This window comes from Pseudoalteromonas sp. L23 (assembly GCF_021728455.1).
GTDB lineage: Bacteria > Pseudomonadota > Gammaproteobacteria > Enterobacterales > Alteromonadaceae > Pseudoalteromonas.
Genome location: NZ_JAKKCW010000008.1, coordinates 131,278 through 144,212 on the forward strand (window position 1 = coordinate 131,278; position 12,935 = coordinate 144,212).

The window sequence follows — 12,935 nt, forward strand, 5'->3', positions numbered from 1 at the left end:
TTAAAACTTATATTTAAGGTTGATACCGTACGTTCTAGGCGCGCCGTAATAACCAAGTTGAACCCCAGGTGCTGCGCTAAGATCGAAGCCGTGTTGACGATAGCGTTTATCGCCTAAGTTTTTGCCGTATAAACTGGCTTCCCAACTGTCGTCCGCGGAGCGGTAGTGTAGTGACATATCAAAGAGGGTGTAGCCTGACTGTGCGAGTACCTCAGAGCTGCTCACGGTGAGATAGGTTTTACTGCGATAGGCGGCACTACCACGTAGCGAAAATTCGCCTTGCGTAAAAGCGCTAAAGAAGTATTCAAAGCCTGCACGGCCATTCCATTTGGGTGAATTAACCAGCTCTCTTTCATCGCTGACTTCTTTCCCAAAGTCGCCGATGAGCTCATCATAACCGCCCCCTAAATAGCCTAGGTTGAGGTTCAGAGTGAGGTTATCGGAAGCCACGGCTTCGAGCTCCATTTCAGCGCCATAAATGGTGGCTTTACCTGCATTTTCAAACAGTGATAAAAACGCGCCGGTGTCGGGGTCGATAGAAAAGCGGCTGAGCTGAAAGTTCTTGTAGTCATTGAAAAAAGCCGCGGTATTTAAGCGAATATTCTGCTTATTTAATAAGGACTTAGAGCCAATTTCATAGCTCCACAAGGTTTCTGGTTCAAAAGGTTGTGCAAATGAGGTGATCCGGCCGTTAAAACCGCCACTTTTAAACCCTTTTCCGGCGCTCAGGTAAACCATGCTGTCGTCAGATATGGTGTAATCGAACACCACTTTTGGGGTAAACTCTTTCCACTCCTTGGATGCGCTGTAGCCTGTAGGGCTATAGCCAATGCCTGTGCCGAATACCGCTTCCATTTCCTCAGCCGTTGTTACACCGGTGCCAAAAAACTCCTCGCCTTTGGACGTGACTTCTTTTTTCTCTATGGTGTAGCGTGCGCCAAGCGTGACGTCGAGCTTTTCAGTCAAAGACCAAGAGAGGTTAGCGTAGAGGGCTGAGCTGGTATTTTCTTGATCGCGTTCTCCTGCGTTAATCACAGGCCAAGGCAGGTAAACGTCTGGTGCCACCATAACGAAAAAGTCCGGAGCAACGGAGCCGCCAAAACTCAGATCGTCCTCATTAAAGTAATAGAGCCCAGATACCAAGGAGAACTGGTCGTCTTTGTATAACCATTGAAATTCTTGGCTTATTTGCTGTTGATCTTCGAAATTAAAAATACCAAATGATGCATCGGGGGTGGCATCTAAGTCTAAGTGCGTGCGGTATTCCATTTCGCGTCGAGCAGTGATGGATTTAAATACCGAGTGGCCCTTGAGATATTCAAGCGTTAAGCTCGCTCCCGAGGTATCCAGTTCTTCTAAATCGTTGTAGTTAACGTCGACGACAAATGGGTCTTCCTCAGGTGCATAATAGCCTTCTTTTATCACCGAATAGATAGGCGTTTCTCGATGTGGAGTGCGTGAGCTTGAGGGGGATGCGTTCGAGCCGTCGACGACTAAATAGGCCGAAAAATTCTCACTTGGTTGATAAAGTAAACTGCCGCGCCATGCTAGGGTATCTTTGTCGTGGTCGTCACTATTGTTATAGCGATTCTCACTAAAACCATCTCGACTACTTTTGGCAATTGCAAAACGCCCAGAGAGCGTGTCTTCAATCAATGCGCCGTTGACGCTAGCTTTTATCGTCCGAGCATTATAATTTCCAAGTGCCACGCTGACATATCCTTCGTTGTCTTGCGAAGGTTTGGCACTACTGAAACGCACCGCGCCACCTATGGTGTTGCGACCGTAAAGGGTGCCTTGTGGACCACGTAATACCTCGATTTGTTCCGGGTCGACCACATCTAAAAAGGCACCTTGAACGCGCCCAAGATATACGTCGTCGAGATACACACCAACGCCGGGATCGTTAAACGAGATAGAGTCAATTTGGCCAATTCCGCGAATATAAATGACGGCGTTGGAAGCATCACCTGAGTGCAGGTTAAGGTTTGGAACGTGAGATGCCAGGTCACCGAGATCTTGTACGTTCATCTTCTCAAGCTCTGAGGCGGAGAGGGCGGTCACCGCAAGCGCGACATCTTGTAGATTTTCGGTTTGCCGCGTTGCGGTAACGCTGATCCGCTCAATTTTTTTGTTTTGCTCAGTGCTAAGCGTGGACTCTGCTTCGGCATAGCTATGGCCTGATAATACAGCCGCTATCAGAAGTGATAGTGTATGCCGTGGTATACCTTTGGTTGAACTGACTCTATGTGATTGAGTTGCTGCAATCATGCTGAGTAACCTTTTCGTCGTTATTATTATGTTCTCCAGTATAGGAATGAAGAAAATTCAATAGCTAGGACAAAAACAGTCAACTTAATGAGCAAATTAGCTCATTACGAACATGGATATCTTATTCATCCATTCAACTCAAACCTGTTCTACGGCTCAATGGGTGTTTATATTATGATGCTGATGAAAGTGGCTTAGAGTGTTCAAGTAATTCTTACGGTCAGGTTTTGTTTGATAAACAATACTATCCTGATGACATTTCTTTGAGAGATGACAACTTATGTATCGTTGAAAATGGTAAGTTGGAGTGTTTCGAGTTGGTAAAAGAATGGAGCCAAGAAGACCCTAAAATTCGACTGCAAGCGCGTCCAACAAATTTAGATTCTATTAGTAATGGAAGCGCAGCAAGAAAATCCCAACCTTAGTTGGGAAGGTATTAGCGTATGCGCTTTATACACAGGCGGCTTTTTGTGTGACAGCGACAACTCTGGAGCTGATTGGAGTTATCCTAGTATGTATTTTGATAACATATTATCTCTGGATTTAAGTGAGGACCGTATTTGCATGGTTAGAGGTTATCAGCAGATTAATTCTCGCTTTGTGCAATGTATCAAGGAGGGAACTCATGAAGAACTGTTTGTTCCTGGTGACTTATTAACTACAAAAAGTGTCTCAGTTGGTGCTATAGAAACATGTGTTTTAGAACTTGATAGAGCGGTGTGCTGGAATCGCGCTAATGATGTATATAGCAAACCACTCGTTAATCCGACGCAACTCAAAGTATACACTTACCAAGCTTGTGCAGTAGATGATAACGGTCTATCTTGCTGGCCCTTAGGGAGTAATGAAGGAAAGGGGATAACGCTTCCTTCGATTCAAAATGTGACGAAATTAATGGAAGACTCAACCTGTGCGGTGGGAGAAGATGGTTTATTTTGCTGGGATATTTTTCCATATTATGGGTATGGGCAAAGAGACCGAGCACTATACTAGTTTAAAGGCATTGGACTGGGTTGAGCTCAGTCCATTGCACGCAACAAATTATCCGATATGTAAAGATTGCATGCTAAGCCCTTAGTTAAAACTGAGCGAAAGAATTATTTACAATTTTAGTATTTGCTGAATTATTGTTCTTTATCTCTAAAGGTGATACTTTGGGGTACTCTTTTAAAAAGGGTACAAATTATCAATAAGGAAAATAAAGAATGAAATTGAAATTACAAAAAAAACCACTTAAATCTCTATCTAATAATACCGAACTCAATGCGCAAGCGACTCCTCAAGTTGCAGGTGGCGTGAAGCAAACTGAGTGGTGCAGCATGGGTCCAAAATGTTTAGTTACCGGCACTTGCTATCCTACGGATAAAGTTGCCTGTACGGAAATGTAATATTGATTCGTGATGCGGACCTAGTTCGTATCACGTTTTATGCTTTTTTGTATAAATAACCTTAGCTTCGGATAGTTAATGCCATCCTAGCCGTCAGCTTTGGCGCTAACCGGATTGAGCTCACTTTCAATAACCAGCTATCGTCACGGTTAAGCTTCATTTAAATCAAACTCTGGTTAATCGCCTTTATGACCGCTTGGGTTCTGTCTTTAACTTCAAGTTTTGCGAGTATTTGAGAGACATGGTTGCGAATGGTGCCTTCGGAATTGTGTAAGGTGTTGGCGATGATTTTGTTTGACATGCCGAGAGATAAACAGCGCAACACTGCTTGTTCTTTTTCAGTCAATTTTTCTTGTGGTGCTAATTGCTGATCTAGAAGGTAAGCCGTCAAAGCGCTTTGTAGCACTTTTTTCCCTGCAATCACTTGTTGGATGGCGTCGATTAATGCCTCTAGTTCAATATTTTTAAGTACATAGCCCCGTGCACCAAGATTAATGGCCTTTACCAATACATCGCAATCTTCAAAGGTAGTGATAATCAAAACTGGAGTGGGTATTGCGTTAGTGCGCAATGCATTAAGTACACCTAGTCCATCTAAATTAGGCATGCGCATATCCAGTAAGATGATGTCAAATTGTTGTGAAGCGAGTAACTCAAGTGCCTGTATACCGTCTTCAGCTTGCCCTTTTATACAAATGTTTTCGTCAAGGTTAAGCAAGTTGGCTAGGCCTAACCTCACCAAGGTTTGGTCTTCCACGAGTAGGCAATTGATCATGTAATATTCTCGGATAAAAGGTTAAGTTCGGGTACAGGTATGGTTATTGAGCTGATGAGCTTTTGATTTTCAATTTTTTGTGTGAATGAGCCGTTAAGTAGTGCTAGTCGCTCATGTAGCCCAGATAAGCCATTGCCTTGTTTTGGCAAGCTAGACTCGCTTTGGTTGTGAAAGGCGCTAGCTTTTAGATTATGGTTTGCTGTGTCAATTACGACCTCAAAATTGATATGATTTGCTTTGGTATGTTTGAGCGTATTGCTTACCATTTCTTGACAAAAACGGATCACGCAGAGTGAATGCGCTTGCGAGATTTGTTCTGATCCACGGTCTAGCTTTAAGGTGTAGCGCAAATTGGGTGTGGCCGTGAAAATTGCTTCTAGTGCTTGTTTCAAGAGTGTTTTATTGTGGCGCTGAGTGGATACGATACTTCTTACTTCCTCAAGCAAAGTTTGGCTTAGTTGATGGCAACTCGCTAGGGTTGGCTCCATATCTTCGCTTGCCGTTCTTTTTGCGAAATCAAGATTAATACTCAGTGCTGTGAGTTTATGGCCTAGTGAATCATGCAATTCTCGGGAAATATTGAGTCTTTCTTGCGCTGCTGACATGGCTCCCATCATGTGTTGCGCGGCTTTAAGCTCTTTGTAATTTTGCCGAGATTGGTAGTGCATATTGAGGCTCTCAACTATGCGTCTGCTGACAAACCAGTTCATTGCACAAAAAAATAGCCAAACAGCAAAGGTGATCCAAGGTACGCTACCCTCCCACCTTGTATAGTGTGTAAATCCGTATACCAGCATAGCAAGTAACACGGCAGACAGAACTTTAGGGAATGAAAAGTGCGGACTAAAAATTGCAGAAAACATGACCAAATGAATAAAAACTAATGAAGTTGTTGATACCTGCATAAGTAGCGCTATCAATACTAGGTAGGTACAGGCTGCCGCATGGACTCGCTTATTTGGGTTGTGAATGATAAAAAACAGCAATGTCAAAATGGCACCGCTAATGATTAGCTGGCCGACCAATGCGAGCTGAGAGTTACGGTAATACATACATGCAAGTGTGACACCTAACCAAGAAGCAAGTGTTGAAAAACGCCAGTCTGTTGTATGGCGGATAGGAGAGTCCATCATTTCTGCGCAAAGTTTTTATTTTTGATTATTACAGAATCGCTATGGTGAGAACAGTGATAATTGTCATAGTCAAAATATGAGATTTATCACTGGTGACGTGACATCACTTTACTAAGATAGTGATGGATATCGGTAATTCATATGAGGCTTATTTATGACGGATATGGCATCGATTTCTTCAATGGCTACTGTTCAATGTGGCGTCGCTCGTGCTGATGGAAGATTATGGGCGACGGCAGATACACTGCATTTTACTCCTTTCAATACCTTGCTAGGGCTAGGTCCATATCAAATTGATATCGTTGATGTGATTAAGGTTGAACAGTGCCTTGGCAAAGGCGCAGGACTGCTTCCTCTTACAACTCAAGCGATCCAAATTACATTAAAGAGTAATCAAACGTTCAAATTTATTTTATCAGAACCTGAATCATGGGTAAGGTGGTTCAATTCTATTGACTGTTGATTAAATGAAAAGGATTTAAACCCCATAATTTATAGATGGCTTTCTTTAAGTTGTTGTAAATTTTTAATTTTAATTTTTATTTTCCTGGTTGGTTTCATTTGGTAACTAGTTTGAAGAAAGGGATTGTTCAGTTTGATAATTAACCTATAATTAATTTGGCAGGTAGAAATAAAGCTGATAACCTATTGCCCGTCTCAAAATAATCTCACTTAAACACAAGGATTATAGTGTTATGAATGCTCAAAGATTGGAGCGCATATTAAGTGCGTTTTTACCTTCTTTTATTGCCAAGCAACTAGCTAAATCACCAAAACTTTTGCTGTTTGTTGTGCTATTTATCACCTTGCTCGTCATTTTTATTATTAAAGTCGCCTCTTTTGCTATTTACTCTTTGGTCGTGGGAGCTGTGTTATTCGGCTGTTGGATGGCGTGGAGTGGCACTAAACGCATCATGTCGAAGCGCAAGAAACGAGTGTCTTAAAGTTAAATCAAGATACTCTGGGCTTGATAATTATTACGTAATTAATCTGAAATATATTTTTTCGGTTTGTCTGCCGTATTAGATATTACATAAATTGAAAATCTCAATCTATTTAAGGAAAAATAACCATGAGTCTATTAAATAAATTCAAAACTCAAGCGCAATCTATTGGCAGTAGTATTGGTGAATCTACCAGTAAACTAAGCGGTGATATTGTGTCTTCAACGAAAGACAATGCAAAGCTTGCAGGTTTGAAATCAGATATCGCGTCAATCGATGGTCAACTTAATATTGCATACCAAGATATTGGCCGCAAATATATTGAAAACCTAATCAAAAACGATGGTGCAAATCTTGAAGCTGTATTGCAAGACACTATCGAGCGTATCGATCCGTTAATTAAGCGTAAAGACGATCTGGAAGCGGAAGTTATCGCTATCGAGAAGCAACTAAAAGATCAGATAGTTATCCAGGAAAAAGCGGTTTTCCAAAAAGAATTTGATGGTGAAAAAGAGAAACTAGAAAAAGCGCTAAAGCTTGATGTTATCTCACAAGACGAGTTTGATACTAAGCTGGCTAAAGCACGTTTGAAACTGGACAATTTCGATGAAATTCGTAAAACCAAAAAGCAGCACGAAATGGGTCTAATCAATAAAGAAGAATTAAAAGAAAAGCTAACTGCGTTAGGTGCGTAATCTAACGCTTAATTACTCCCTGATTAGCCAGCGCTAATAATTTAACAATTATATGAGCTGGCTACACTCTGCGTTATTGAAAAATCATATTCAAATCATTGCGTTTACGTTATTCGCTTTAACCTTAAATTGGCAGCGATTGTTTAGTAAAGTGGAATACCCCACATGTAGATGCACATCAATTTAATTGGCTAAATTACTCAATTCGAAGACTCTTTATTGCAAGGCTTGCTTCGCCACCTTCTGTGTCTGTCAAGTCTGGTACAAAGTAAAGTGCGGAAACATGCTTGAGTATGACCCCTTTGTCTTTTGACCAAGCAGGTGTCCAGTTGGGTCTGGCAAAATCATTCAGAGCTACGTTGATTGTTTGCCAAGTATCTGATGCTGGTAATTTAGATTGGTAGTGAGCATAGCTTTTATCACCTGAGCCGCCATACTCCTGCTGCGATAACTTAACTATCAAAGCGTTATCACTTTTATACGTCAGTGCAATGTTGAATTGAGAGGGGAGCTGTTTAGTGGGCAAGTCGTAAATAAGCTCTACCCAAGAGTTGTTTTGTTTATCGACTCGCGGCACGCGTTTAAACTGAATAGCAACTTGATCTTCATGAACAAGTGGGCCATTCAGAATTGCTTGGCTGCCATGCGGATCGGTCGCATAACGCCATTGTTTTGACTTTAAGTTCGGCTGAGTATAGCTACAGCCAGAAACCGCTATAACGAATAAAAGTGATAAAAAACGCATAGAAAGATCCTTAGAACAACGTCCCTAAAATATAATTTTTTAGTTTATTTACAAGGGGGTAATATGACAACGGGGCGCATGTGCATTTTTGGCCAATGTTAGAAAATTTCAAGTCATCATACTTTAATGTGGCTTGCTAAAGTTATGGCACCTATCATGAGAGATTGATTTATTGGTGTGGTTGATCTCATACTGTTTCTAATACAGGTTAGCTAGGGTCTAGCAAACAAATAAGGAATCGTATGGAAACGGAGTTTATCTCTTTTATTTTTTATCTTTTTGTATTTATTGGCGCTGTTTTTGCTCTACAAGATAGACAAAGGCTTAAGCAACTTGTCAAAAAAGTACATCAGTTACAAAATACGATAGAGCAGCAAAGTCGCCGGATCTCGACACTTGAAGGTCGTGAATTCTCAGATCAAGCACGTTCAGAGAAGAAGCTTTCTGTGCGTGGACAAAGGAATGACGAAACAGCTGATAGCACATCATTAACTGCACGAACAGCATTGGGTGGCTCCACGGCAACAGCCAATCCTACACAACCTCAGCAGCCTGAAAGCGACAGTATGGTGACTATCGCAAGAGCCAAGCCTAGTAAGAGTAAACCAGCCTTTGAATTTGACTTTACTTTAGATTCTTTATTAAAAGGGAATGGACTTTTTTGGATAGGTGCCGTAGTGCTAGCCTTGGGCGGCGTTTTTCTAGCGAAGTACTCTATTGAAGCCGGACTTCTTCCCCCTAGTGTGCGAGTGATACTGGGGGCCCTTTTTGGAGTTAGCTTGGTTACTGCCGCTGAAGTTGTAAATCGCTACAAAGAAAAGCTAAAAATTAATACGCCATACATTTCTGCAGCACTTGCCAGTGGTGGCGTGATCACTTGCTTTGCCATGACATTGGTTGCTTTTGATTTCTATCATTTTATACCGGCTAATATGGCCTTTGTTTTACTCGCCATTATTTCATTGGCTGCGACCTCTTTGGCACTGAGATTTGGCCCTGTGCTCGCAGGTATCGGCATCGTTGGTGCGTATGTCGTGCCTGCTTTGGTATCGACCGGTTCTAATAATATCGGTGCGTTACTGCTGTATATCAGCTTTGTTTCACTCTCTGCGATTTGGGTTGCGGATTATGTGAAGCGCAAATGGCTGTGGTGGCAAAGCTTTGTTGGGCATTTCTTATGGTTTTGCACCGCGGTTGCGGTTGGTGGAAGCGGCGACTTTTGGGTGCTGCTGATTTTTGCGCTTATCTCTATGTACTTATATGTGTTGGTAGACGTACTGGGTTGGCGACTGACGAATTCAATGATAAGTCCGTTGCCTGTCAAAGATTTATTAATGCCAAGGAAAGAGCAGTTGGGAATTTTACTCCCACTGTTACTTATCGCATGTGCGCTAATAATAAAAACCCAAATCGATACGCTTATTTGGGCTAATGTCTTATTTGCTAGCGTGGTTTTGTGTGCGGCTTATAGACATAGTGCATTGGATAGTTGGCCATTTTATTTACTATTGTTTGTACTTCTCTCATTCTACTTGATGCCCAAAGTGGGCACTTACGACGACGTACTTTTTCCTTTCACCGGTAAGTATTTGTTTATCCAAGTAGCAGTGGTCATCACGATGTTATTTAGCATGATGATGATTAAGCGATATCCATCAAGACTCGCTTATTTGATGCTGTTGAACGTGGCACCACTTGCGCTTTACGGTGTAAGCTACGCTATTTCTCCTAGAGTCGCAGAAGCAATTTTATATCCTGTATGGGCGGTTGAGATGTTGGCCATCGGGCTCTTCGCTTCGTATTGTGCGATGAAAACGGATACTAATATTCAGCAGGTCACTTACCTTATTTTGGCGAATGCCATGCTGAGTTTGTGTTTTACGATGTTACTCTCGGCAAGCTCGTTGACTTTAGCGATTGCGGCACAAGTGGCGTCTATGAGTTATTTGAGCTGGAAGTACAAAGTGCGTATACCTGATTGGTTGTATAAGGCTGCACTTATTGCCGTTGTTACCCGTCTTACTTTTGCGCCTTGGCTTGCAGATTACAAGCACGAAACGATTTTAACTATACATTGGACACTTGTGGTCTATCCGCTGGTGCTGGGCATCATTTGGTTTGCTACCAAACACAACCCTTCAAAGGCCCTGAACACTTGGTTTATGGGCGTCGCAATGCATATTGTGGCGCTTCTGGTTACGACCGAAACAAGTTATCTCGTGATTGGTGACTACCCTGATTTTACTAATCTCGGTTTCCAAGAATCCGTGTTGCTTGCTTTGAATTGGCTGGTGCTTGGCGCTGTATATCTGTGGCGAGGGCAGCTCAGCGACAAGGGCAACAGACTTTATCCGCTTGCAGCTAGCTTGCTATTACTTGGAAGCGCGTTGCTCCACGCCGATATTTCGTTTGCCAATAATCCGTTTTTTGACAGGCAATATATTGGAGACGGCGTGTTTAATTGGTTACTTTTGCAGTGGTTGGTACCAGCATGCGTATTCGCTTTCATGCTCCAGTTTAAGTTAATACCACCGCAATTTAAGCGTTTGGTATACGGGCTGATAGCCTTGCTAGGGGTCTTGTTTATCAATGGTGAAATTCGGGCGTTATTTCATGAGGGTTTCCTTGTGCTGTCGATGCCGATGGAGCAATCCGAGTTATATACCTATTCGATTGTTTGGCTATTGATTTCAACCGTATTAATTTTTGTTGCCAAGCGGATAGAGCATAAAGTGCTGATTAATGCCGGTTTTGCAGGGCTAGCCATTGTTATTTTAAAAGCTTTTGTGGTCGATATGGCAAACCTCGAAGGCTTGCTGCGCGCCTTGTCTTTTATCGGTTTAGGCTTATGTTTGGTGGGAATTGGTTGGCTGTTTCAAAAAATGCAGGATCAGCCCAGAGAGGTAAAACCAACGGTGGACTGATCCTTACATTTTTACAAGCAGTAACCACCGTCAACAGTGATGTGCGCGCCGCGCATTGCTGTTGACCCTACGTTTAACCCGACTATTTATTGCTCGCTTATTCTTGCTTTGTTTTGGATTTCTGTATGGGTCACTCTGGTTAAACGGCATTTGGTGTTGGGTTCAATCATTTCAGCAGAACTGGTATTCTACGCGGCATACTGAGTAAGTGAGAGTAAAGAGATGATCAACGATAAAGATATCATTGAAACTTTGGACGAGCTGGAAGCTTTTTTGTTGCTAATTGATAACGATGGCTTAGGGTTGCAAAACGTGGCCGGTGTGGCACTGGCAACGAACAACAGCGATGGCAGACCATTTATTGCGATTTTGGATGATAAACACCAATTGTTGTTGGGTCGTTGGGTATCTCAAGACGTGTATGAAAACGGCAGAGACATGGTTCGTTACGGACCAAAGAAAGCACATTAATATCCTTTGAGTAGCCGCATGGCTGGATTTAAGATTGGAGTGCAGGATAAACCTGCTTCCAATCCGTTTTGTCGGTGGTTATACGAAGCTGCGTCAGTGCTTAAGCGTCGTTTTCAATATAGACGGAATCGCTTGCCATAAGCTCTATGGCGACGATTTCGGAGCGGTTCATGGTGAGTTTATACCTTTCTAACTGTATTCCTTGAGAAGATTTAAACCGCATTACCAAGTTGATTTGATAGCGACGTTCAACTGACTTTTTCGAGACCTTTTTCCCTTCAAGGCTATAAAGCTTTCCTGCGCCTTTTTTTAGATAGCGTACAAACGAACTCATGTTAAAGGTGATACGTTGCTGTACTTCTTCGTAACCGGGTAAAAACTCATCAATATGTACTTGGTTTTTACAGCAAAAATGCAGTAGATGCGCAGCTTGTTTATTTTGCTGTCGACGTTTTTTTAGCAGCTTATCAACGTCTTCTGGTAGGTCTTTTTTGCGAATATGTTCCAGCCATATCGTTTGTGTACAAACGATGGCGTCCGTTACTGAGTTTTTAAACTTGTTGCGCCACTTTGGCCGGCCGCGTTGAATATGACGCCATGCCCACTGGGTTAAGTCTTCTTTGAACGTTTCTCTAAGGCCATAAATTACGCCAAGCAAAGCAATAAGGGCGACGGTGACTTCTTGAAAGTTAGAGCGGGCGTTGAGCACAATAAACATCACAAAGGCCATGATAATACCAGTAACCACTCCGCGAACTAAACGCTTTAGGTTGGTACTTAAGTCGATGGTTTGTTTGTTAAAAACAACACCATATTCAATGAGTCTTTCAAGCAACTTCATTTTATTGGTAATGCGGTTTGGGTCATCCAACGTGACTTGCGAGTTGTAGCTCTGCTCCTCGCGGTATTGGCTCTCTCGTTGACAGAAACTAACAATACAGCTTCGCTCATGACTAAAGTCGCTTGACTTAGGCCCGCTAGCGATGAGTTTTAAAAACGCTTGCTCAGTATGCCAACTGAGGTAGTTATCTGCGTTTTGATAGTAAGGCTTAAGCTTATTATCTGGCGGGGTGTAACGCCTGAGTTTTTTCAATAGGCGTTCGGTTTCTTCCACTAATAATTGTGCGGCTGGATAAAACTCATCAGCCTCTTTTAGCTTCAATGTCTGTTTTACATCGGCATCTAGCGCAATGCGGATCTGGTAGCAAAATAGGTTTAGATTAACGCGGTAATCGGTTTTTTGACCTTTGCTTTGGCTGATAAAGCGGCTACGTACCAAGGGGAGATGAAGCTGCTCCGAGTAATATGCACTGTGACTTTTTATATTGGCATTAAAGTAGTCTACTTCGTTCAATGTGTTGGTATTAATCCCCATATCGGTTGGGATTGAAAAATACAGGTCGAGTTGGTTTGTCTCTTTGGGAAGGAGTTGATAGTTGATTTTAAAAGATAAGCTTTCGTCTTGACTTAGTTTGGCTCTGCTCACTCGGGTATGGTGCCTCCTGATATTGTGCGCTTAAATATTACCATAAAATATTAGATAAAATGAGTGTAATTAAATTGTAATTACCTGTTTTTTTTGTTTATTT

12 protein-coding genes are annotated in these 12,935 nt (G+C 42.2%); 7 read left to right on the top strand and 5 right to left on the bottom strand.

The annotated features are described in order from the left end of the window. Complete coding sequence (locus L3V43_RS14495; RefSeq protein WP_237116818.1) at window positions 1–2,271, bottom strand: TonB-dependent receptor; 2,271 nt, start codon at window positions 2,269–2,271, stop codon at window positions 1–3. A 393-nt stretch (window positions 2,272–2,664) separates the two neighbouring features. On the opposite strand from L3V43_RS14495, the gene L3V43_RS14500 reads away from it, so the two are divergent. Together L3V43_RS14500 and L3V43_RS14505 are read left to right on the top strand one after the other, a co-directional pair. Next, on the top strand, window positions 2,665–3,264 hold the full coding sequence (locus L3V43_RS14500) for a hypothetical protein (RefSeq protein ID WP_237116819.1): 600 nt from the start codon (window positions 2,665–2,667) through the stop codon (window positions 3,262–3,264). 212 nt (window positions 3,265–3,476) lie between these two features. Next, window positions 3,477–3,659: a hypothetical protein gene (locus tag L3V43_RS14505; RefSeq protein ID WP_010607278.1), complete on the top strand. Its 183-nt coding sequence runs from the start codon at window positions 3,477–3,479 to the stop codon at window positions 3,657–3,659. A 160-nt stretch (window positions 3,660–3,819) separates the two neighbouring features. On the opposite strand, the gene L3V43_RS14510 is transcribed toward L3V43_RS14505, so the two are convergent. Both L3V43_RS14510 and L3V43_RS14515 read right to left on the bottom strand, forming a co-directional pair. Beyond that, a complete protein-coding gene (locus L3V43_RS14510; RefSeq protein ID WP_237116820.1) occupies window positions 3,820–4,434 on the bottom strand; it encodes a response regulator transcription factor in 615 nt (204 codons plus the stop codon). After that, a complete protein-coding gene (locus tag L3V43_RS14515; protein ID WP_233525211.1) occupies window positions 4,431–5,567 on the bottom strand; it encodes a histidine kinase in 1,137 nt (378 codons plus the stop codon). The genes L3V43_RS14510 and L3V43_RS14515 overlap by 4 nt, the downstream gene beginning before the upstream one ends. Window positions 5,568–5,721: 154 nt before the next feature. Between L3V43_RS14515 and L3V43_RS14520 the strand changes: the two genes are divergently transcribed. The 3 genes from L3V43_RS14520 (at window position 5,722) to L3V43_RS14530 (ending at window position 7,206) form a co-directional block, all read left to right on the top strand. After that, on the top strand, window positions 5,722–6,030 hold the full coding sequence (locus L3V43_RS14520; RefSeq protein ID WP_237116821.1) for a hypothetical protein: 309 nt from the start codon (window positions 5,722–5,724) through the stop codon (window positions 6,028–6,030). 232 nt (window positions 6,031–6,262) lie between these two features. Beyond that, window positions 6,263–6,511: a hypothetical protein gene (locus tag L3V43_RS14525; protein WP_010370628.1), complete on the top strand. Its 249-nt coding sequence runs from the start codon at window positions 6,263–6,265 to the stop codon at window positions 6,509–6,511. A gap of 128 nt (window positions 6,512–6,639) precedes the next feature. Beyond that, window positions 6,640–7,206 carry a hypothetical protein gene (locus L3V43_RS14530; RefSeq protein ID WP_017217868.1) on the top strand — a complete coding sequence of 189 codons (567 nt, stop codon included), beginning with the start codon at window positions 6,640–6,642 and terminating at the stop codon, window positions 7,204–7,206. A 196-nt stretch (window positions 7,207–7,402) separates the two neighbouring features. Here the strand turns inward: L3V43_RS14530 and L3V43_RS14535 are convergent, their stop codons facing one another. Then, complete coding sequence (locus tag L3V43_RS14535; protein WP_237116822.1) at window positions 7,403–7,951, bottom strand: carbohydrate binding domain-containing protein; 549 nt, start codon at window positions 7,949–7,951, stop codon at window positions 7,403–7,405. 242 nt (window positions 7,952–8,193) lie between these two features. Here L3V43_RS14535 and L3V43_RS14540 point away from each other — a divergent pair, with 242 nt between their 5' ends. Both L3V43_RS14540 and L3V43_RS14545 read left to right on the top strand, forming a co-directional pair. Then, window positions 8,194–10,875, top strand: a complete 2,682-nt coding sequence (locus L3V43_RS14540; protein WP_237116823.1) for a DUF2339 domain-containing protein — start codon at window positions 8,194–8,196, stop codon at window positions 10,873–10,875. A 222-nt stretch (window positions 10,876–11,097) separates the two neighbouring features. Continuing rightward, window positions 11,098–11,346 (top strand): hypothetical protein, encoded by a 249-nt coding sequence (locus L3V43_RS14545; protein WP_102056307.1) that lies wholly within the window; start codon window positions 11,098–11,100, stop codon window positions 11,344–11,346. A gap of 100 nt (window positions 11,347–11,446) precedes the next feature. Here the strand turns inward: L3V43_RS14545 and L3V43_RS14550 are convergent, their stop codons facing one another. Next, window positions 11,447–12,832: a hypothetical protein gene (locus tag L3V43_RS14550; RefSeq protein ID WP_102056308.1), complete on the bottom strand. Its 1,386-nt coding sequence runs from the start codon at window positions 12,830–12,832 to the stop codon at window positions 11,447–11,449. Between the last annotated feature and the right edge of the window lie 103 nt (window positions 12,833–12,935).